At 43.4% G+C, this 22,477-nt stretch carries 24 protein-coding genes; 1 reads left to right on the top strand and 23 read right to left on the bottom strand.

Translation table 11 applies throughout. The features are described 5' to 3' along the window. Positions 1-5: 5 nt before the first annotated feature. From OGM16_12470 to OGM16_12430, 9 genes are all read right to left on the bottom strand, one after another. A complete protein-coding gene (locus tag OGM16_12470) occupies positions 6-992 on the bottom strand; it encodes a diaminopimelate dehydrogenase (GenBank protein ID UYJ45629.1) in 987 nt (328 codons plus the stop codon). A gap of 265 nt (positions 993-1,257) precedes the next feature. After that, entirely contained in the window at positions 1,258-2,565 is a 1,308-nt protein-coding gene (locus tag OGM16_12465) for a TRAP transporter large permease (protein ID UYJ45628.1), read from the bottom strand. Next, the gene (locus OGM16_12460) at positions 2,562-3,065 is read right to left on the bottom strand and encodes a TRAP transporter small permease (protein ID UYJ45627.1); all 504 of its coding nucleotides are present in this window, start codon (positions 3,063-3,065) and stop codon (positions 2,562-2,564) included. The genes OGM16_12465 and OGM16_12460 overlap by 4 nt, the downstream gene beginning before the upstream one ends. After that, on the bottom strand, positions 3,065-4,093 hold the full coding sequence (locus OGM16_12455) for a TRAP transporter substrate-binding protein (GenBank protein ID UYJ45626.1): 1,029 nt from the start codon (positions 4,091-4,093) through the stop codon (positions 3,065-3,067). Before OGM16_12455 ends, OGM16_12460 begins: the two co-directional genes overlap by 1 nt. Before the next feature lie 241 nt (positions 4,094-4,334). Then, positions 4,335-4,976, bottom strand: a complete 642-nt coding sequence (locus tag OGM16_12450; protein ID UYJ45625.1) for an endonuclease III — start codon at positions 4,974-4,976, stop codon at positions 4,335-4,337. An 88-nt stretch (positions 4,977-5,064) separates the two neighbouring features. Then, positions 5,065-6,060, bottom strand: coding sequence for a [citrate (pro-3S)-lyase] ligase (gene citC, locus OGM16_12445; GenBank protein ID UYJ45624.1), 996 nt, complete (start codon positions 6,058-6,060; stop codon positions 5,065-5,067). A gap of 50 nt (positions 6,061-6,110) precedes the next feature. Further along, positions 6,111-7,451: an MATE family efflux transporter gene (locus tag OGM16_12440; protein UYJ45623.1), complete on the bottom strand. Its 1,341-nt coding sequence runs from the start codon at positions 7,449-7,451 to the stop codon at positions 6,111-6,113. 627 nt (positions 7,452-8,078) lie between these two features. Beyond that, entirely contained in the window at positions 8,079-9,443 is a 1,365-nt protein-coding gene (locus tag OGM16_12435; protein ID UYJ45622.1) for a citrate:proton symporter, read from the bottom strand. A 212-nt stretch (positions 9,444-9,655) separates the two neighbouring features. Then, positions 9,656-10,339, bottom strand: coding sequence for a response regulator transcription factor (locus OGM16_12430; GenBank protein UYJ45621.1), 684 nt, complete (start codon positions 10,337-10,339; stop codon positions 9,656-9,658). A gap of 128 nt (positions 10,340-10,467) precedes the next feature. Here OGM16_12430 and OGM16_12425 point away from each other — a divergent pair, with 128 nt between their 5' ends. Next, positions 10,468-12,696 (top strand): ATP-binding protein, encoded by a 2,229-nt coding sequence (locus OGM16_12425; GenBank protein UYJ45620.1) that lies wholly within the window; start codon positions 10,468-10,470, stop codon positions 12,694-12,696. A 122-nt stretch (positions 12,697-12,818) separates the two neighbouring features. Here the strand turns inward: OGM16_12425 and citF are convergent, their stop codons facing one another. The 14 genes from citF to OGM16_12355 form a co-directional block, all read right to left on the bottom strand. After that, positions 12,819-14,384 carry a citrate lyase subunit alpha gene (gene citF, locus OGM16_12420; GenBank protein ID UYJ45619.1) on the bottom strand — a complete coding sequence of 522 codons (1,566 nt, stop codon included), beginning with the start codon at positions 14,382-14,384 and terminating at the stop codon, positions 12,819-12,821. 1 nt (position 14,385) lies between these two features. Further along, complete coding sequence (locus tag OGM16_12415) at positions 14,386-15,288, bottom strand: aldolase/citrate lyase family protein (GenBank protein ID UYJ45618.1); 903 nt, start codon at positions 15,286-15,288, stop codon at positions 14,386-14,388. Continuing rightward, positions 15,285-15,584 (bottom strand): citrate lyase acyl carrier protein, encoded by a 300-nt coding sequence (gene citD / locus OGM16_12410; GenBank protein UYJ45617.1) that lies wholly within the window; start codon positions 15,582-15,584, stop codon positions 15,285-15,287. The genes OGM16_12415 and citD overlap by 4 nt, the downstream gene beginning before the upstream one ends. Positions 15,585-15,844: 260 nt before the next feature. Further along, complete coding sequence (locus tag OGM16_12405; GenBank protein ID UYJ45616.1) at positions 15,845-16,603, bottom strand: glycoside hydrolase family protein; 759 nt, start codon at positions 16,601-16,603, stop codon at positions 15,845-15,847. Between the two features lie 412 nt (positions 16,604-17,015). After that, entirely contained in the window at positions 17,016-17,279 is a 264-nt protein-coding gene (locus OGM16_12400; GenBank protein ID UYJ45615.1) for a phage holin family protein, read from the bottom strand. A gap of 2 nt (positions 17,280-17,281) precedes the next feature. Continuing rightward, positions 17,282-17,623 (bottom strand): hypothetical protein, encoded by a 342-nt coding sequence (locus OGM16_12395; GenBank protein ID UYJ45614.1) that lies wholly within the window; start codon positions 17,621-17,623, stop codon positions 17,282-17,284. A 3-nt stretch (positions 17,624-17,626) separates the two neighbouring features. After that, positions 17,627-17,806: a CD1375 family protein gene (locus OGM16_12390; protein ID UYJ45613.1), complete on the bottom strand. Its 180-nt coding sequence runs from the start codon at positions 17,804-17,806 to the stop codon at positions 17,627-17,629. Next, positions 17,799-17,912, bottom strand: coding sequence for a CD1375 family protein (locus OGM16_12385; GenBank protein UYJ45612.1), 114 nt, complete (start codon positions 17,910-17,912; stop codon positions 17,799-17,801). The genes OGM16_12390 and OGM16_12385 overlap by 8 nt, the downstream gene beginning before the upstream one ends. A gap of 2 nt (positions 17,913-17,914) precedes the next feature. Beyond that, positions 17,915-18,280: a hypothetical protein gene (locus OGM16_12380; protein ID UYJ45611.1), complete on the bottom strand. Its 366-nt coding sequence runs from the start codon at positions 18,278-18,280 to the stop codon at positions 17,915-17,917. A 117-nt stretch (positions 18,281-18,397) separates the two neighbouring features. After that, positions 18,398-19,048: a hypothetical protein gene (locus OGM16_12375; protein UYJ45610.1), complete on the bottom strand. Its 651-nt coding sequence runs from the start codon at positions 19,046-19,048 to the stop codon at positions 18,398-18,400. A 2-nt stretch (positions 19,049-19,050) separates the two neighbouring features. Beyond that, positions 19,051-19,500, bottom strand: coding sequence for a hypothetical protein (locus OGM16_12370; GenBank protein UYJ45609.1), 450 nt, complete (start codon positions 19,498-19,500; stop codon positions 19,051-19,053). After that, the gene (locus OGM16_12365) at positions 19,494-19,895 is read right to left on the bottom strand and encodes a hypothetical protein (protein ID UYJ45608.1); all 402 of its coding nucleotides are present in this window, start codon (positions 19,893-19,895) and stop codon (positions 19,494-19,496) included. The genes OGM16_12370 and OGM16_12365 overlap by 7 nt, the downstream gene beginning before the upstream one ends. Continuing rightward, positions 19,858-22,089: a hypothetical protein gene (locus OGM16_12360; protein ID UYJ45607.1), complete on the bottom strand. Its 2,232-nt coding sequence runs from the start codon at positions 22,087-22,089 to the stop codon at positions 19,858-19,860. Before OGM16_12360 ends, OGM16_12365 begins: the two co-directional genes overlap by 38 nt. After that, positions 22,089-22,466, bottom strand: coding sequence for a hypothetical protein (locus OGM16_12355; protein ID UYJ45606.1), 378 nt, complete (start codon positions 22,464-22,466; stop codon positions 22,089-22,091). The genes OGM16_12360 and OGM16_12355 overlap by 1 nt, the downstream gene beginning before the upstream one ends. Positions 22,467-22,477 lie beyond the last annotated feature (11 nt).

Genomic DNA, 22,477 nt, shown 5'->3' with positions numbered 1-22,477 from the left:
CCTTTTTATAGCATGTGCTTTCTTAAATATGCTCCGTCTTCTGCTGACAGGTAAGCTGGTGCAATATCAAAAACAGTCTTGCAGCCAGTCTGTCCTTCTTTGCTCAAGCGGTATGCGGCTCTTGCATATGCAGCCAGTACAGAAGAAGTAAATTCAGGGTTGGAATCCAGCTTTAAGCTGTATTCGATCACATGGGAATTTTCATTGTTCCAGCCGGTCTTTCCTGTGCGGATCACAAAACCGCCATGTGGGATGCCTGCATGGTCTCTTAACAATTCTTCTTCACTGATAAAATGTACTGTAGTATCATAATCAGCAAAGTAATTTGGCATAGTAACGATCTCTTCTTCGATCTTTTTAAGATCTGCGCCCTCTTCTGCCACAACAAAGCACTCTCTGGTGTGCTTCTGTCTGGTAGTAAGCTCCGGCTCACTTCCGCTTCTTACTGCCTCTAATGCACTGTCTACCGGGATGGTATACTGTCTTGCATCCTTAACGCCTGCAATACGTCTGATAGCATCAGAATGTCCCTGGCTTACACCTTTTCCCCAGAATGTATAATCTTTTCCGCCTGGAAGAACAGCATTTGCATACAGACGGTTTAAGGAGAACATACCCGGATCCCAGCCTACGCTGATCAGTCCGATGTGGCCGCTTTCCTTTGCTGCCTTGTCTACTGCCTCAAAGTGCTCCGGAATCTTTGCGTGAGTATCAAAACTGTCGATCACATTGAAATATTTTGCCATTTCAGGAGTCTGTTTTGGAAGATCTGTTGCACTTCCGCCACAGATGATCAGGACATCGATCTCATCCTTCATCGCAGGTGCATCTTCAACTGAATATACCTTTGCTCCTTCTGTAAGAATAGAAAGACTTGAAGGGTCTCTTCTTGTAAATACTGCTTTCAGTTCCATATCCGGATTGTGCTTAATGGCACACTCTACTCCTTTTCCCAGATTGCCATAACCTAAAATACCTATCTTGATCATCATGTTCGTCCTTCCTTTCTGTCACCAGGGCTGCCGCCTGCTAATAAAATGTTCTCTCTAAATCTTTCTGTATCTGATTTTGCCAGAAGATTTTTGTCAGTTGTACCTAAATTTCTGAGGCGTACGCACTGCGTACGTTAATGAAATTTTTACCCTGTTATCACCCAGAATTATACTATACTGACAAAATGTTGGCAACAAAAAAAGGCATCTGAATACAGAATTCAGATGCCTTTGCGCCTGCAGCCACAGGCAGATCCTGCTTTTTTTATACGTATCCCAACAGTCCCGGCAGCCATAATGACAGGGCCGGAATATAAGATACCAGCATCAGAACAATAAAGATTGCCCCAAAATAATAAAGCAGCGGCGAGATCACCTGTTCGATCCTTGTTTTTCCTACTTTTACACCTACAAACAGTGTAGTTCCAACCGGCGGTGTAATGGTTCCGATACACAGGTTAAAGATCATCATGATGCCAAAATGGATCGTGTTCATTCCCAGTGCCTGACAGATGGGCAGAAAGATAGGGGTAAAGATTAGGCATGCCGGTGTCATATCCATAAAAGTACCTACGATCAGCAGCAGGATGTTGATAATGAACAGGATCACGTAACGGTTATTGCTGATACCAAGCATAGCTGTACTTACTGCAGTTGGGATGCCGGTAAATGCCATGACCCAGCTCATGATACTGGATACACCAATAAGGAAAATAATGATACCTGTCATTTCTGCACTGTCAAGGAATATCTGTGGCAGCTCAGAGGGCTTAATAGACTTATAGAAGAAAATTGCCAGTACCATACTGTATACAACTGCAACCACGCTTCCCTCTGTTGCTGTAAATATACCGGAAATAATACCGCCGATAACAACAATGATCATAAACAGACATGGGATCGCCTGTAAAAATACCCTGATCTTTTCAGATGAAGTATATTTCTTTGTGCTGCGGTAGCCCTTTTTCTTTGCGAAAATGTAAATAACTACCATACATGCAAGACCCCAGAGGATACCCGGGATATAACCTGCCATAAAAAGAGCTGCTACAGAAGTTCCTCCGCTGACCAGTGAAAATGTGATCATAACGTTGCTTGGAGGAATCAAAAGCCCTGTAGGAGCAGTTGCAATATTAGCTGCTGCTGAAAAATCACGGTCATAGCCTTCTTCCTCTTCAATAGGTCCAATAATAGAACCCATGGCAGAAGCTGCTGCTGTACCAGAGCCGGAAATAGCTCCGAAAAGCATATTTGCCACTGCATTGGTGTGGGCTAATGCGCCCGGGATATTGCCGGTAAAAAGCTTTGCAAAATTAATGAGGCGGATGGCGATACCACCTTTATTCATCAGGTTTCCTGCCAGAATAAAGAAAGGAATGGCAAGAAGACTGAATACGGAGATACCTGAAAAGATCCTCTGTGCACCAGTCAGTACGCTTGCTCCCATGTTTAAAACAGGCAAAATAGCACAAATGGAAGAAACAGCCAACGCTACTGCAATAGGCACACCTGCGATCAGCATGACCGCCAGCAATACAAATATAATAAGCCCGCAAAGTCCCGCTATTGTCATACTCTCACCTCCCCGGCTTCTTTAAACTCATGATGGAACATTTCCACTGCATTCATAGCCGCAAAAATCATAATAAGGATACCGCTTACAGGTACGATCACGTAAATATAACCCATTGGCACACGCAAAGATGCAGTGGTCTGGATCATAGTCAGTTTTGTAATAGAGCAGCCGCCGTAAACCATGACAACTGCCGCAAAGCTAAAGGACAGCAGATCAATTATGATCTCCAGATATTTTCTGCAATTTCCAGTCAGCTTATCTGCCATAAATCCCATTCTCATATGGTCTCTTTTACCAAAGACATATGCAGATGCAAGAAGGGACATCCAGGTAAAGGAATAGGTCAGCAATTCTTCTGATACTGTGCTTGGCCTGTTAAAGAAATATCTTGTGATGATCTGGTAGCTTCCCACTGCTGTCATCATCATGAACAGGAAAATGATCAGATAACCCAGCACTTTCATCATGGTTTTTCTTACTTTTCGCATACTTTCCATTACTTGCCTTCCTTTCCGGCCGCTGCCTCATTTGCCTCTTTAATATGCTCATAAAGATCACAGATCTTGGGATTTTCATTTAACATCTTTTCATGAAGGGGAAGTACCTTCTGTTTAAATGCATTGATATCCACATCGATAAATTCTACCCCCATATCATCTGTTGCGATCTTTTTCGCCTCTTCAATACTTTTATCCCACTCTTCCAGTTCTACTTCTGTTGATTTACTGGCTGCCTCTTTAAATACCTGATATTCTTCCGGGCTTAAGCTGTTTAAGAATTTCAGGTTGGCAACCAGCATATCCGGCACCATCTGGTGTTTGTTGTATGTATAATATTTTGCAACTTCACCATGCTTGTTATTAGTCAGTGCCAGCTCATTGTTCTCTGCCCCATCGATCACGCCCTGCTGGATGGCTGTATATACCTCACCAAAGCCCATGGGGGCTGCTGCCGCGCCAAAGGCATTTGCCATTGCAACACTGGCCGGACTCTGCTGCACACGGATTTTTTTACCTGCCAGATCTTCCGGTGTATAGATCGGCGTCTTTGCATAGAAATTTCTGGTTCCTGCATTATACCAGGTAACTACACGGAAACCTGCTTCATCTGTAGACTCGTATACATTTTCCATATACTCAGAATCTTCCATAACTGACTTATAGACCTCTTCGGAATCAAAAAGATATGGCATACTGAAGATCTCATACACACCTGCAAAAGTCTCCAGGTTGGCTGTACCTGCCACAACGAAATCAATGGCACCTGTCTGTGTCAGCTCAATGGCTTTCTGGGCTGATCCTAACAATTCATTAGGAAAGATCTGTACTTCATATTTATCGCCCAGACGTTCCTCCACATATTCCTTAAACGCCAGAAGCCCCAGATGCTCCGGATGTGTTTCAGACTGTGCATGGGAAATACGTACGATCCGCTTTCCACTGCTGCCTGCTGAACATCCTGAAAGTGCCAGCGCTGTCATACCGGCAGCTGCAAGGAAAACCGCTTTTTTCATGATCCCTTTCATAAAAATATCCCTCTCTTCTTTACTTGATCTTGTTCCCGGCATAGATCGCTGCACTTTCAGGACCTGTCACCAGCTGGTTTCCCAGCCATTGATCTGCCTGGAACTTATGCACTAAGTATAGTAAAAAAAGAGAGGGATTTCTCTGGACAATTTTCATCTTTTACAAGACTATTTTGTCTTTTTATTAAATTGTATTAACACTTTTTTAGCGTAATTTTTATTGCTTCTTAACAAGGTGTTTTCAGCCTTCCACGCCCGCTTTTTTACAGACATCGTTCACACAGCAGTGGTCACAGTCCGGCTTTGTCCTTGCGCTGCACACTGCTCTTCCATGGTACACCAGGCGATGGCAGAAGTCACTGCCTTCTTCAGGCGGGATCAGCTTCCAAAGAGCCATTTCCACCTTTTTCGGCTCTTTTATGCCTTCTACCAGTCCCATGCGGTTTACCAGACGGATACAATGGGTATCTGTTACAATAGCAGGCTTTCCAAATACATCTCCCATGATCAGGTTGGCACTTTTTCTCCCTACACCCGGCAGCTTTAAAAGAGCATTAAAATCATCGGGCACATTTCCGTTATACTCTTCTTTCAGACAGGTCATGCAGGCTTTGATGTCTCTTGCCTTGCTGTGTCCCAGACCACAGGGCTTTACAATGGCCTCTATCTCTTCCACCGGAGCCTCTGCCAGTGAATTTACATCTGGAAACTTTTTATACAGATCTTCCACTACCACATTCACTCTGGCGTCTGTACACTGGGCCGCCAGGCGGACGCTGACTAACAGCTTCCATGCCTGGTTGTAGTCTAAGGTACAGCCTGCATCAGGATATTCTTTTTTCAGACGTTCTATGATAACAAGGGCAAGTTCTTCTTTTGTCATAATCATTCTCCTGTCATTTTTATGACATTGTTTTTTATATTTGCTTTATATATTTTCTGTCTTTTCCGGTTCTTTCCTGTTTTTTAAGTCATGCCTTCTTAGAAATATGCTCCCAGGTACTTTCCGGTACCAGGCCCCGTATCTCTTCTATTTTGCCTTCCTTTACTGCCTGACGCACCCGGGAAGCGCTGATGGCGGTTCCTTCCTGTTCTTTTCTTTGGATCTCTGTTACTTCAATTCCCAATCCCGAAAGGACCTCTTTCATAGTCACATTATAACAGTCCGTAACAGCACAGTTTGGCTCTGTTCCCACAAAGCGCTTTGTAATGTGTAATTCCGGCGCGATCCTTTTCCCAAATAATTCCAGATCAAGGCGGCAGTTTGCTTTTCCTGCCTCTGTTTTTTCCTTCATAAAGTAGGTTGGAAAGGTAGCTGCAGAAATAATATAATCAGAAGTCTGATGTAAGATCACCCGGTCCAGATCCTTTACACCTTCTTTCACCATTTCATAACGCTCAGAGGCACTGTAAAAGGTACGCTTATCAGAAAGCACGAACAGATGAAGATAATCACACTGTTTTAAAGCAGTTTCTATAAGATAGCGGTGTCCCAGTGTAAATGGATTGCAATTTGCTACGATCGCACCAATGACTTTTCCTTCTTTTAAGGCATCCTCCGGACTTTCTGCCTTTACTTTTTCTATAAAATCTGTAAAACCGGTCTTTTTATTTTCCATAAACAAAACCCGGTCTGTCTTTAAAATGGTATAAAAACCCAGGTCCTCAAACATAGCCTGGTTTTTCGGTTTTGTATACATTAATAAATGACTTCTGCCCTTTTCAAACTCATACTGGGTCAGATGGGAAATAATAGTGCCGGACAGCCCTTCTCCCTGATGATCCGGAGAAATGGCAATGCATTTTAATACATTTTCCTCTACAGAACCTGCTGCAATAATGCGGTAATCCTCATCTTCCAGGCAGATGCTGTATTCAATTCCTGTATCATAATCCAAGTCCATGGACTTTAAGAATTCTTTCAAACGCTCCAGGTCATATCCCTTTAATGGTCTTCCTTCTAACACGAATTTTCTCTCCCTTCATATAATCTGCATTCCTGCAGGACTGCCCAGCTCTACTGCCCAGCTTTCTTTCCCCAGGTCTTATAAGTCTTTAAAAGTAATGGTGTTTCTGCAACCAGCATTCCGATCCAGCCAGCCAGATAGGAATATGGCAGTGCTTCGATTCCCATTTTCCATATAAGTACTAATGGCGCAGCTGCCAGAACACGCAGCGCCATATTAATAAAACTGCTTATTAATGTGATCTTCAGGTCACCGATCCCTCTGAAAAATCCCTGAATGCCATTAGTAAGCGCCGGAAGCAGATACATCACAGAGATCAGATGCAGATACGTAACACCATGTCCAATAACCTCTTCATCTTTTACAAACATAAGCATTAATGGTCTTGCAAACACAAAACAAATGATAAAGATCAGTATACCGTAAATAATCTCCAGAATAATACCTGACCTAAATCCTTCTTTCATGCGGTCGATCTTTCCGGCTCCCTTATTCTGGGCCATAAGGGCAGTCATTGCATGGGCAATGTTCTGCTCTGGGGTATAAGCAAAATCGTCAATGCGGTTGACTACTGCAAATGCGGCTGAAACTGATACCCCCATGGTATTTACAATGGCCTGTATACCGATCTTTCCAAGCTGTACAGTAGCCTGCTGCATGGCAGAGGCCCAGCCAAAAGCAATGGTTTTCTTTAAAAGGCTCTTGTCAAAAACAAGCCACTTCTTTCCAAGGCGCAGTAGGGGTACTTTTTTCTGGATATAGATCAAACAGAACAGACTGCACAGTGCCTCACTGAGAACTGTAGAAATAGCGCAGCCTCTGCTTCCATCCTTTAATACAACTACAAAAAACAGATCCCCAAATACATTTAACACAGCACTGATGATCAGAAAATATAAAGGGGAATTACTGTCTCCCAGTGCCCTTAACGTACTGGAAAAGAAGTTATATAAAAATGTAAACATCAGTCCCCAGAATATGATCCGCAGATATTCTGCTGTCAGGTCCAAAATCGACGGGTCTACCTGGATCAGCTGCAGTATGGGCACTGCAAATATAACGCAGAGTACCGTTAATGTAACGGAAAAGACCACACCCGAAATCATAGTGGTACTGATCTGGCGATGGAGAGTATCATAGTCTTTTGCCCCATACTGCATTCCCATTAAAATACTGGCACCCATGCACAGACCATTTAAAAATAAAATCATCAGTGTTGTGATAGGATTGCAGATACCTACAGCTGCCAGTGCCTCTTTTCCCACAAAATGACCTACGATGATGCTGTCTACTGCATTGTAAGTAAGCTGGAACAGATTTCCCAAAACCAGCGGAATTGTAAACTTCACCAGAATAGGCATGATCTTCCCAGTTGTCAGATCTTTTGTCATAATCCTTTATCTCCTTGTATCTCATGGTCTCTTTGAAAAATGACCTAGTACATCGTTTCGTAAATAACTGTACTAATCACGTAGGATGCGAATTTGAGTGTGCAGGCCTAAAAACGCAGGCGTAGCGGGCTACGCTGAGGCTTTTAGGCCTGTGCAATCAGATTCGCAGACAAGTGAGTGGTATAGTTATTTCGAAAACGATGTACTAGTTTTAATATTAGGCGGATTTGAGTGGAAAGTCAACACTAAGGTTTAGTACCGTTATTTACGAAACGATGTACTGGTTATGATTAAAGGAGCTGCTGCAACCATCAGCCTGCAGCAGCTCCTTTATGGGGGAGGGTTTGAATCTTAAATCTATTTATATGATTTTCTATGTGACTTAATAAATTGATGTTGGGGTCAAAAGGTATTTTGACCCCTCTGATACCGAATTGCTACGTGCTTTGCACTCCCGCAATTCTAAAAACATTCGTAATCCGCTCATTTTTCTTCAAAAAATGGCTCCTTACTCATATTTTTGGCGGGTCCCAAGTTCAAAAATCCTCCTGCAAGCAAGCTTGCATCGGATTTATGACCTTTTGACCCTGGTATCATAAATTATTTCTATTGATACCGGACTGTTGATTATAATGGAATAATTCCTACAATTACACCAATAAACATACAGATGATACTGAAAGCCCATACCCACAGGAAACTGTTTTTAATATGGTCTTTAATATCTACATCAGCAAGACCTACACCTAACAGAGTTGCAGGTACCATTGGGCTGATGAATGTTGCACAGTTACGGCATACAACCATGGCAACTGCGATTGGCATTGCTCCAACACCGAATCCTTCGCCGATTCCGATCATAACAGGAAGCATTCCATAGAAGTAGCTGTCTGTATCGAATGCCAGTGCTAACGGTACACTTAAGATACCAATTACTAATGGCAGATGCTGTCCAAGTGCAGTTGGCAAGATGCTGCTGATCAGGTTTGACATACAGGTGATAACACTATTTACACCTTCAATATCCTTAACAAGGATACCCATTAATACTGCTGCGCCCATTAATGTAGAACACATCATCAAAGCCGGACCTGAATGAAGATTGATGATCTTCTTCTGCATCTTTGCGCCTGGATAGTTTACCAGGATAGCGATGGCAACACCGATCATGAAAGGAACATAGCTTGGGAAGATATCCTTGATCAACAGTGCGATAACTGCGATTGTTAAAATGATATTAAACACAAACAGCTTTGGACGGGCCAGATCATTGTTTGCAGACTCTGCTTCAGCTGCTGCCTCTACTACACTGTTCAGATGAGTAGCTTCCTGTGCCAGTTTACCGTTTAAGCCAGCGCCTCTCTTCTGCTCAATAATACCATTTAATACTGCTGCTGCTAATGCCAGGACAATACCACATGCCTGGATCGGCAGAATGGTCTGCCATAAAGAACCTGCCTCAATACCAAGAACAGTTGCCGCTCTCATAGTAGGGCCAGCCCATGGCATCAGGTTTAAAACGCCCATGGCAATAACGGAAATACGAAGCAATGTTGTTGGACGCATATGCATTTTCTTGTAAACCGGAAGCATTGCCGGAACTACGATACAGAAAGTGGAAGCACCGCCGCCGTCCAGATGTCCGATCAGGGCAATGATACAGGTCATGACACAAACGCCGATGACATTATCCTTTACTAACAGCATTAACTTTCCAATGATTACATCAAACATTCCTGCATCGGTCATGATACCGAAATATAGAACGCTGAATACGAACAATGCCGCTGTTGGACCTGTGCTGGAAAAACCGCTCTTGATCAGCTTACCAATGTTTTCCCATGAATAATAACCGCCGAATACAAGAATGACTCCCAGAATCATCGGGAAAATGATAAATGCGATGCTGGGAAGGGTTTTGCTCTTAAAAAGTGTTACAACAATGGCAACGATGCAGGCAAAACCAAGAAGACCTACTACAACCTCTGACATACTCTTTCTCTCCTTTTTCTTATTGTGCATTGTATGTACTTTTTTAAGTACCTTACTTTGCTATCTGGAACGAGTATACAAAGGTAACCTTACAGATATAAGGGATTTATCTTAATATTTTTTAAGGTTTGTATTAATCTTTGTACATTCATATACTATAAAAGGACTGCCTGCCCTGACAGTCCTCATTATCACTCAGTCTTTATATGTTTTTATGGAAGAAAACGATATCCCATGCCTCGCACCGTAATAATATGCTCCGGCTTCTGTCTGTCTTTTTCAATCTTACTGCGTAAGCGGTTGATATATACCATGATGGCATTATCATCAATGGCTACTGTAGTTCCCCACACCTGTTCATAGATCATATCTTTTGTATATACCTGGCCCGGATGCTTAATAAAAAGTAAAAGCAGGGCACTTTCTTTTGAGGATAAGATCAGCTCTTCCCCATCTTTATAGAAACGCATAGTAGAACTTTCGTAACTGAACGGCCCGCACTGGATAATATCTGAGTGATTTCCCATATTTTTGGTGCGACGGATCAGTGCTTTTACCTTTGCTCCCAGCACTAAAGGTCTGAATGGCTTGGTAATATAGTCATCTGCACCAATAGAAAGCCCGTACAAAGAGTCATAATCTTCATTTCGTCCGCTGACGATCATCACCGGAGTCTGAATCCCGTTTGCACGAAGCTCCTTGATCACATCAAAACCTTCCATATCCCCTAACATAATATCCATAAGGATCACATCATATGTGTGGTGCTTCAGCAGTTCCAAGGCATCTCTTCCACTTCCTGCTGTTTCTGTATCAAGTTCATTGCTATGCATCACTTTTTCCAGTAATTTACAAATGGAAATATCATCATCAACGATCAGTACTTTATCTGCCATGTCTTCTTTTTCCCGTCTTATCCTGTTCTTTGTTTCGTGAATTATCATAAAACTTTTGCATATATGCGCTTAATTCATTATAATATTACCAAAGAAGCAAGTCAACCAGAAAGGATACAACATCATCTATGGAAAATAAAAAACATTCAGCATCAAAAGGATCTGCATTTGAGGAACGCATCCGGAAAAACAGCCGTTTTTATATGGTCACATTGTTTTTAACTGTCATTATCCTAGCGTTCATGTGTATTGGAAACAGCATCTGGAATGAATACCGCAATTCTGCTGTGCAAAACCAGAAAGACCAGATGCTCTTAGCAGTAGAAAGTATCTCCGGCCGCCTGGAAGAAACCATAGACGAATATGCAGCTGATATAAGAAGCCTTTGGAATTGCAGTCATTCTTTGGATGAAAATGAACAGGAAGCACTGTGGGATACCTATGTAGAAGAACATGGGCCTGTGGTCCAGGATGTTATCATTAAGAAAAAAGGGGAGACGATCTTAACCGCCGGTACAGATGATGAACCGGAAGAAATCCTCTCTGAATCCAGGATCGATAGCCAGATGTGTTTTCGACTGGTAAAAATCGGAAATAAAAATCATTATCTTATGCTCTACTATGAAACAGATACCGGTGAGACCATTTCCATGATCTTAAATGGCATGGCTTATTATAACAGGACCATGCGCCCTTTAAATGTAGGGACCAACGGTTATTTTGTATTAAAAGATCACAACGGCATTGTACTGATGCATCCCCAGGCTGAACAATGGGGCATCGATGTGATCCATGGACGCGAAAAAATGTTCCCGGGAAAAAATCTCACCAGTTTAAATACCATGATCGATTGTCAGAAACAGGGGCTGACTGCTGTAGATGAATATTATTCCTACTGGTGGACAAAACCAGGCGCTCCAGGTGTAGAAAAAGTTAGTGCATATACTCCTGCTTATATAGGAAAGGATTTCATTATCGTCAGTGCTGTTATGGATCAGAGCGATATGTATGTCCCACTGGAGGAAGGTGCCTTGAAACTGCTCCTTGTTTTCACAGGTGTTCTTTTTACCATCCTTGCTGCTGCTTCCTACATTTTCCATTTGATGTTAAAGAGCAGAAAAGACCGTCAGCAGATTACCTATTTAACGGAATTAAACGGTATTTTAGAGCAGATGCATCAAAGTGAAGAGACCATTGCCCACCAGCAGCGCTTACAGATCATGGGAACCATGACCGGCGGTATTGCCCATGAATTTAACAATCTGCTGACACCTATCATGGGGTATGCAGAATTTCTCATGATGGATCTTCCTGAAGATTCCGATAACTACGACAGCGCAAAAGAAATCTATGAAGCTTCCGTAAAAGCAAAGGAGATCATACAGCAGATTTCTTCTCTCAGCCGTAAAAATATGGAAACAGCCTTTAAGACGCTGGATGTTAACCGGGTGATCAAACGTGCCTTAAAAATGGTCCGTTCTGTATGTCCGGATAATGTAGAACTAAAAGAAAACATAGAACTTCCCGGTGTTACTATAGTAGGAAATGAAACACAGTTAAACCAGGTCATCTTAAATATTGGCGTTAATGCCATTCATGCCATTGGACATGAAACAGGCGAGATTGAAGTATCTGCCATTCTCTTAGACAAAAAAGATATGGATCCGGACCTCCATATTGGAAATGAAAATGCATGGGATCAATATATTCGCATTGATATCCGGGACACCGGCTGTGGTATGAGTCCTGATGTATTAAAACAGATCTTTGATCCTTTTTTTACTACAAAAAAAGGCGGAAAAGGAACAGGACTGGGGCTGGCTCTTACAGAACAGATCGTCACTTCCCACCGCGGTGTAGTAAATGCCGAAAGCACACCTGGCGTTGGTTCTGTATTCCACCTGTATTTCCCGGCATCTGCATCCAATGAGAAAAGCAGTTCCGAACCATCTGTACAGGATTCATTGGATTTTATGAGAAAAAATCTCCCAGAACAATCAGGAGAAAAAATCTCATTACTGATCGTGGATGATAACCCTAAGGTACTCCGTCTCTTAGAACGCAACTTCTCAAAACGAGATATACAGGTCACCTGCGTTATGGACTTTAAAGAAGCTGCAGAAAAATTGAAATCATACCGTTTTGATGCTCTGGTTGTAGAACAGTTCATTGACGGAAATTCCGCTGTGGATTTCTGCATGTCTGTTAAAGGAAGATATAATGGAATGCTCCGTCTGATCATGGCCGACCAGGTAGACCGTGAACTGGCAGAAGCAAAAGAAAGGAATATTATTGATAACTATATGATCAAACCTGTATCCGATCTGGATATTTTAAAAGAACTGAACATAGATTGACACGAAAAGGCCCATATAGCTGCCGTACTGACAGCCACATGGGCCTTTTTATATACTTGTTTTTTTTATACTTGTTTTTTTTATTTTGTATCTTTATTCTGTATTGCTATTTCGCATTATATCTATTTCTCATCAGCGAATGCATATGGCTTGATCTGGCGTACAACGTCCATGATCGTGCCATCACGGGCTTCAATGATACCTACTACTCTGTCTCCAAACTTAACCTTCTCCGGCTCGCCTACGATAGAGTATGCGATGTCACGCAGTTCTTCAATGGTCTTAAATGGCAGGTCTACGCCCTTCATTGCCTCGATCAGATCCTGTCTTCTTGGATTGATGGCAATACCGTAATCAGTGATAACTACGTCAATGCTCTCTCCCGGAGTGGTTACAGTGGTAACTTCGCTGCAGATTGCAGGAATTCTTCCCTGAAGCAGTGGTGCGATAACGATGGTACACTTAGCTCCTGCTGCTGTATCAGGATGTCCGCCCTGGGCACCGGTGATCACACCGTCAGAGCCTACAACCACGTTACAGTTAAAGTTTACGTCTACTTCCAGTGCCGCAAGGATAACGAAATCCAGCTTATTTACTACAGCGCCCTTGTTAAACGGGTCTGCATACTCACCGGCAGAAATACGGAAATGCTTTAAGTTCTTTACAGACTCTACTGCTGCCAGGTCAAAGTCCTGTGTATCTAACAGGCAGTCTACCTGGTTGTTGATCAGCAGGTCACACATTGGCTTGGTCAGGCCGCCTACGCCGAAACGCATGCGGATATTCTTCTCCTTCATGATCTTAGACAGGGAGATGGTGGATGCGATAGATGCACCGCCTACACCGGTCTGGTAAGAGAAGCCATCCTTGAAATATGGGCTGTTTACTACGAACTGGGTACAGTAATCAGCCATCATCAGCTTTCTCATATCCGTAGTTGGCTTTGCTGCGCCGGTAGCGATCTTCTTCGGATCACCGATAGCATCTACCACTACTACATAGTCAACCTTTGTCATGGAGATATGGGCCGGGAAGTTAGGGAACGGTACCAGACAGTCTGTGATCGCTACTACCTTATCTGCATAGTCACCATCTACCATAGCGTAAGAAAGCACGCCACAGTCACTCTTGCCGCCGATACCACGGCAGTTGCCGTAATCGTCACAGGTAGGTGTTCCGATAAATGCGATATCGATCCTGGTCTCGCCGCTTTCAATGGCTCTTACACGGCCGCCATGGGAACGCATGATAGCAAGTCCCTTTAATTTACCTGCGGAAATGGCTTCACCGATCTTGCCACGTACACCGGAAGACTGGATGTTGGTGATGGTGCCGTCTTCGATGTAAGGAACGATGGGATCATGTGCCTTGCCAAGGGAGCTGGCACAGATGGTGATATCCTTGATACCCATCTTATGTACTTCTTCCATGACCATATTTACGATATAGTCACCTTCACGGAAATGGTGATGGAAGCCTAAGGTCATACCGTCTTTGACGCCGCATTTTACCAGCACATCATGGATGTTTGCAACCAGCTTGCTCTGTGTATTGTTGACTACACACTTTGTATACGGGCCGTCCTTTTTGTACACATATCCGTCCCTGTAATGATTTCCCTGGAATACCTCTTTACCGGTCATCTCCAGGATCTCTTCCGGTATATCTCTTCCTACTGCGTTTATCATTTTACAGATCCCCCTTATATACGCCTGATGCCTTGGCAAGCTCGATGGTCCTCTTTGCGCCGTCATAGAATGCGATATCGATCATCTTGCCGTCTACAGTGAATACGCCGATACCCAGTTTCTTCTTTTCATCGATCTCCTTAACTACTTTCTCAGCAAAAATGATATCCTTCTGGGTTGGTGTGAAGATCTCATGTACGATATTGATCTGACGTGGGTTGATAATGGATTTTCCGTCAAATCCCATTAAATGGATGGTCTCTACGTCCCTGCGGAAGCCGTCCATGTCATCCAGGTTGGTGTATACAGTATCAAAGCACTGTACACCTGCCGCACGGGCTGCGATGATCATGTTCTGGCGGGCACCCATCAGTTCCAGGCCTGTACCTGTAATGTGGGTCTGTAAATCCTTTGTATAGTCACCGCCGGAAAGAGCGATGCCAAACATCCTCTCAGATGCTTCGCAGATATCCAGGGCCTTCATAACACCTCTTGCAGACTCGATGGCTGCCATGATCAGTGTATGGCCTTCCGGAATGCCGTACTGCTTTTCGCATTCTTCTACAACGGTCTCCACTCTCTGTACATCCAGTGCGCTTTCTGTCTTGGGGATACGGATGGCATCGCAGCCGCCTGCTACTGCACAGTGGATATCCTCTTCCCAGTAAGGGGTGTCAAGGCCATTGATGCGGACTACTCTCTCGCAGCCTCTGTAGTTGATCTCTTTTAATGCATGATATAAGGAAAAACGTGCTGCATCCTTCTGGTTTTCAGCAACAGCATCCTCCAGATCCAGCATAATGGAGTCTGGTTTATAAATATATGGATCCTTGATCAGACCTGGTTTCTGTGCATTTAAGAACATCATGGTCCTTCTTAAGCGCTTCTTATTTGCATTGATCATCTTATTGCACCTCCCCACGGAATGTCCTCGATCTGGTCTACAGAACGGAATACCGCACCTTCAACTCTTGCCTTAATGGTGCAGTCTAAAGCGCCCTTATCCACCACTGAGATTTTTACATCCTTTACATCCAAGTTCTCCAGTGTCTGAAGGACTACCTTGCGGATCTGGTTGCCATACTGATTGATGACAGCACTTTCCAGGCTAAATTCCACAGAACCATTTCCCGGTTCTACGGTTACCTGACAGTCACTGGATTCCAGAGTTCCTGCCATGGCCGGTTTCTTGATCTCCATATCTTTATAACCTCCTTGTACTTTTCTTGTTTCCCCGGAATTCTTCCTGAATTTTAATTCTGTTCCGTGAAAACAACTCTTCGTTTCTTTCTGACTTTATCATAGAAAATGTTTCTTAAATGCACAATGGGGTTTTCTTAAAATTCATTAAGGTTTGTATCATTAAAAAGCCTTGTATTTACTGGATTTCTTGTTTTTGCTTGTGACTTTATTGTGACCAATAGGGCAAAATGAACCTAAAGTTTTTAAGAGGATTTATATTATTTTGCAAGCCCCGGATAATGTAGGGCGCCGTCCTGATCAGGAGTAAGGATAACTGGTTCAGTTGCCATGCGACCGTCCTGATCCAGGTAGTACCACTTGCCTTTGATTGTCTGAAGGCCTTTTAGCATGGCACCGTCAGAGCCGAGGTAGTACCAGGAACCTTTGTATTGATACCAGACGTCATGGGCCATGAAACCGGCGCCGTTAAACCAGTACCATTTTTCACCGTCTTGGTGCCAGTCGTTTCTAACATAATTTCCAGAATTATCATAAAAACGCCAGTGATCATCCTCTTTTACCCAACCTTCTTTTTTTGCCGGAGTAATAAAGAGTTTTCGTTCTTCCTGGCGTCTTCTGGTAAGACCGGACAGAACCTTTCCTCCAGCTCTGTTATATGCCAGGATTTTGTCAGCGATTTCCTCTTTTGAGCGGGATCCCTTTGCGGTCAATCCGTCAATAGAACCGATATTGTACGCAAAACTTACAAGAGCATCAAATTCGTTCTGATTCCAGTTGTAAGCACTATACTTATCCACCTTTGGACCATACTTTCTATCTACAGACTGTCTTAACCAGTCATCTGCTGTAGCCTGACTGATTTTCAAGCCCTGACAGATGGTTGTGCCGGTAATGGCTTTATCTGCGTTAGTGGTGCCATAGCCGATAGTCCAGACACCTACTGCATCCTGGTAGGCGGTCAGTCGGCAGCCTTCAAACTTTTTTATGAGGTTTAATCCGTTATCTGATATTTTCATAGCATTTCCTTTCTTCCAAATGGTATCTTGAAAAGATTTTCTGCATATGCTATAATGCCGTTAGGCAAAAAGAAATAAGTTTCCATGTTGGACACAAAAGCGAAAGCCCCTGAGTGGTCGAGACTCAGGGGCTTTCTTCCTTTTTAAGCAGTTAGGCATCTGCAGGCTGGTTACCGACTATTTGCCGCCGTCCAACCATTTGATGATGTAGTGGCAAACTACACCAGCCGCAACAGCGACAATAAAAGAAATAAGATTTTCCATGTCAGACACCCCCTTTCCTTACCGGTATAGGGGCGGTAACCTAGACATTATAACATATGCATGATTTTTATTCTACTGATTTATTGCGACGTCGCAAATGACTGTCATGACCCGGACTGCCTGCGGGAGATAGTCGGATCACCTCCTTCTACATCTTTCCAACCTGTTTGATGACCTGGTGTGCTCCGGTTGCTGCCAGCCCGGATACAATGCCAATAGCTGCAGCGTTGATCACATCTGTAGCTGGAAACTCTGGCATAAGGTACATACCTGCTACTCCCAGGATGCCGCCGGTCACTCCGCATACTACCGGGATAACCTCATCCTTGACCTTAGTGGTTGCCTTACAAGCCATGCCGCCCAGGTAACAAATTGCTGTGATTGCTGTTACGCTTCCAATTCCAAAATCCATATCTATACCTCCTGTTCTGCCGGCTCATATGGTAAAGCCAGACATCTGTTATAAAGATCTTCTCCGGTTCCATTTCCACCCAATGCTTTATATGGCCTGAACATATACTCCAGATTGTCTCTGTCTTCCAAGGTACAATATTTCCTTTTTAAATAAAATGTACATGCCTGGTAAAGACGGTCATGGAGGAGTGCCAGAACTCCTGCGTTAATAGCATTTGTTCTGGCACGTTCTGCCTTTAACTGTTTGGATAATTTATGATATGCTCTGGAAAGCAATACAGAGATGATCCCAAACACCCATGAAACCCAATGCACAGATATGTACTGCGTGATTGATTCCATGACTTACTCCTCCGTGATCAGATCCTCGCACTCCAGGTCGATCAAGACCTGCTTTACCTGAGGCTTGATCTTTTCTGGTACCTGTGCGTAGGTTTTCTTTCCCTTAATAATAAGGGTTGCATAGATGATTGCCATAGTCTCCACCTCCTTCCTCAGTAATAAAAAGAGCAGCAGTCTAAGCATTTAATAATTCCTCGACTTCCGCTCTGATTTTCTCTGGTACCTCTTCGATTTTTTTCTTTCCATTACGAATCAGATTTGCATATACTTTTGCCATGTAGCTTGCCATGATTAAGCCTCCTTTGTGGTTGTAGTGGTTTGGGTTGCTTCGTAAAGTTCAGTCAATGCTAACTGGGTGTTAGTGACCTCATCTTCCAATGCCAGGTTAGCTTCATACTGCTCGGTAAGAGCTAACTGGGCTTCGGTGAGCTGGTTTTCCAAATCTGTTACTCTAATCTGCAGTTTTCCAATATCTGATTCCGGCAGATAAGAAAACACTGCCTTAGGCTCATCTGGATTAGTTACGTCAATTCTTTCAAGAGCTGCTCCGTCTGGAATGTCCACGAACATTGACAACAGACCTTGTGGGGCTTGTTCTTCCCCGTACACAATTGACCAGATTCTACCTGTGGCATCGTAAATTACTAATGCTTTCATTTGTTCTGTTCCTTTCTTGATTGTGATATACTGTTAATATCTTTTTACTTTTCTACAATTTTCTGCATCACCCCCATATGCCGGTAATCCACATTGGTATGTGATTGCAGGATATTATTAATAGTATCCTGTAACGTAGTAATTGTACTTCTTATTTGGGGTTGTAACTTTTACTTTAAAAGTTGTTCCGCTTCGAATCGGAGAAGCCAATGTATAATTGGGCAATATTACACTTAGATTAGCCGGATCCCAAGGACAAGAAGTAGATAAGTCATGTGGGCCATTTTCCGCCATAAACATCCAACTTCGAATATAAAAGCCAAGAGATAATGTTACATAATAGTTACTGTCTGAAGTTACTTGCCCATAACGAGATGCAAATTGTCTCACATTACCTGAAACACCGAATATTGACTTCCCATAAAGTATATTATTGCCAGTTAGATTTCCATCACCTTTGATAACAATATTACCGGTCATTTTCTTACCACTACATGATACTGTCTGCTGAGCTGCCTTAGGCGTATAAGTTCCACCACCCATAGTACCCATGGTACCGGTCTGCTTGCTTTTGGGATTGGTGGTATAGAAAGTTTTGCCTGATAACACATCACCGGCTCCAGCATCGCCACTAAGGGTTAGTGTACCAGTTAAAGGATTGCCATCCTTATCTACGATCACTTTCCCAGATAAGATATCATCTGCTTCAGCTGTGATCACATCTAAATCGGCATCGCCACCTCCGCCAGTCATTAATATTCTTCCCATTGCTACACTCCTTTTAGCCCGATCACAATGTCAGTTTCCGGCTTTTTGTAAACCTTAAAAGTCACGCTGCCGGCTGCCGTTGTCCCCGTACCAGAAGCGATGATACCAAAAGCTTTCATATATGCCTTCTGGGTTTCTGCAGGAGCCCCATCTTCCAGCAGACTTACAAAGATGGGATTATCTTCTGCTGTAACACCTTCTACCTCAACTGTCTGGCTATATGGGGCTGCATCGCCCGTCCAGCCGCTTGCTGTAAGAGTGACATTAGCAGGTTCACCATTTATACGGTTGATAGCTTTGTTTGTGGAATTGATATCGTTTGCTCCAAAGGGATCCCCTTCCTGCGTATAGACTGTTTCATCTGTAATACCGGAAGTCCCATCGGCATTTGATGTGATCTTATATTTCCGTGCGCCATCATACATGGCATCTTTATAATCCGTTTTTAACATATCTCTCCTCCGTTTAGGGTAAATGCAAGCTTACGCCTCCCTGTGATCCGGCTCTGGATATTACTGTACATCAGTCTGCAGGCCTCTTCGATACGGTTCAGTTCCTTCCAGTCAATAAAAGGCTGGTTCTCGTAAAACGTCTTCCGTTCACCTACCTTAAAAGGGAACACACCTACACAGATATGTTCCACATTGGCTTCAAACCGGTTGATCTCATCTGCATAAAAGCCATAATCCGTATAGGCTTTATCCCCGCCCATATCTTCAAACGTAAAATCCGGCCACAGGATAAGCGCCTGCCGCCGGATCTCATTCAGATTTCCTTTTATGCGGTTATAATCCTTGATATTAAAATAATCACTGGCCTGCCAGTCTGTTTTTGGCTGTTGCCACATTGCTCATATCCCTCCTTGCCTTTATGGTGCCGGACAATGCCCCATTAAACTTCAATGTATGTTCATATATCCGCAGCAGCAGATCCGGAACGTATTTATTTTCCAGGAATGCAATATCATTTGCATCAATACGCGGTTCTCCACGATATTCCAGATCATATTCCCGGTCAGAACGCAGATGATCTCCTATCCATTCAGCAAGATCGTTTGCATGCTTTGACGTAGATACAAGCGGATTTTCCCACGTTTCAACAGTCCCTGTGGGATTTAACTGTCTGGTCACAAGCGCCTGTGTTACATTGTATTCATATCCATTTATGGTCACTTCCGTATCTGCTCCACCGGCAACCTCTACCGTAACGTAATATGCACTGCTATCAATGATCTGGACATTTGTGCCACCAGCTGCATCTACTTCATAATCATAAGCCGCTGCATTAAGATAAAATGTATGCCTGGTTTCATCTGCCAGTACAGTTTCCTTGACCAGTTGCCTTTTCTCAGTTCCTGATGCATAGATCGTCCTGGTCATCTGCAGTTCACGGACTTTTGCCAGCTGGGTGCCTTTGGGAGTTTTTTTCAGTTCTTTGCCATAAGACAGTTCATAATCAGTACCGTCCCCAAATGTGATCTGTTTCAGGTTTACCCTGTTAAACGGTACTCCCTTTGAAAATTCAATCTGCAGCTTATCAAATTCCGGGAATTCATGATTGACCACAGTAACTTCAGAAAGAGAAGATATTTTATACTCTTCCACCAGTTCCTCTCCCAAATAGGAACGGAATACCATACCAGACGGATGATTACCTCCAAATTCCAATGTAAGGCCAAAGCACTTGTACCGCGCTTCCAGAACGATAGTCACCAATGGATCTTCTGTAAATGTCCCATCTTCATCAGCTACTGCTTCCGATACATATCCCACATCCAGATAGTTTTTATCCTGATATGGCAAAAAGAACTGTACAGCTGATGCTTCTGTGTGATCCTTTTCCGGTGTGGCATAAGTGCTTTTTTCTGTTGCATCCAGTACTGAAGCCGTATTAGAAAAGTAAGTTTCATTTGCTGAACTTGCCTGCATGTCCGGTATAAAACTGGACTTCATAAATATATTTCCATTCCGGTCCTGGTAAAGGATACAGCGTCCGGCATTTGCGATCAGCTGCAGTGCTTCTTTATGGGATACTACTGGCATTGGATTATAAACCATAACATCTTTTAGATAATTATCAAGCCAATAGGTACGGCTGTCTATTCCGGCATCGCCAAAGACATCAACTGCAAGATCATACAGGCTTATTCCATCAGGATAATATTTTCCGCGGCGGTAAGTTCCATCCATGCCATCAAAACGATCCGTAGCAGTAAAACTCATTTCTTCATCATCTGCAGACCATTCCCGCAGATATACCGTGGTACCGGGCATCCACTCCACATTTCCATCATCCAACTCCTGACCATAAATTACATTGATCTCCTGGCCATTTTCCAGGAAATTTACCGTACTCTCTTCATTTTCAATGTCATATGCACGGTTTTTATTATCAATGGTTATGTTCAGATCAATGGATGGCAGATCTTCCATAACAGGACTGATCCGCTCTTTCTTTGTGGCTGACAATATCTTCTGGTTATCAAAGTAGATACCGATCCCCATCGTGATACGGTGGATCCGCAGCCGGCTTTGCCCATTGACCATATCCTTTGGCACAAACCGGAGAAATGTTGCACCAGGAAAGATCTCTTCCGTCACAAAATGCCCTGTATCATTCCCTGTGATCTCAACCGTATGTTCATCTGATACAATGGAAAAATCCACAGGATACGCTTTGCCAAATTCTACTGTGAGACCTTTTATATCGTGCTGTACCGGAAAACAGATCTCAACCTCACCTAAAAGATCATCTGTAACGATCCCCTGGTTAAGGACTGCATCCTGACGTTCCCTTGGCAAAAAATACATACTCCCATCTACGGTACTGTAATCCTGGTCACAGGTTTCATACAGTTCCGAAACCTCATAGTTGTTGAGTGGCCAGGTCAGATTGCTATAATAAGCATATTTCTCCTGGTCAGGTATATAAGCAGATGCCTGGGCCTCCTGATTGATCAGACCAATACTGACGCGCATATAGGAATGATCACGATACTGCTTTTTCATTTCCTGTTTATATGCATTGCTTACAGCTTGCATTATTCTATCACCCCGCAGTCTATGATGTTGACCTTACAGTCCCGGTACTTTGTAGGAAGCCCTGATCCATTAAATTCAACCGGCGTGGCTGTACGGTTTCCCGGATACATGCGGATCGTCTGGAAACGATTGTTTACCATATCCGGGATCCGGGCGGTCACTACAAATTTGTCAAATTCCTGCAACATAGCTGACCAGGTAGCTGCATCCAGGAATTTCCACTGCAATGCATCGAATTTATACTGATCCCTGCCAACCTTCTGTCCAACAAATTCGCCATTTGCGTTTTTTCCGGAGCTGACATTGGTTGCGACCACAAGATTACCACCTACATCAGGAGCCGGGAACTCCCGGCCATTGATCGTTATTACTGCCATTTGTTGCCGCC

This window comes from Lachnospiraceae bacterium (assembly GCA_025758065.1).
Classification (GTDB): Bacteria; Bacillota; Clostridia; order Lachnospirales; family Lachnospiraceae; genus Enterocloster.
The sequence above is the reverse complement of the archived record's forward strand: the minus strand, read 5'-3'. Positions and strand labels throughout refer to the sequence as shown.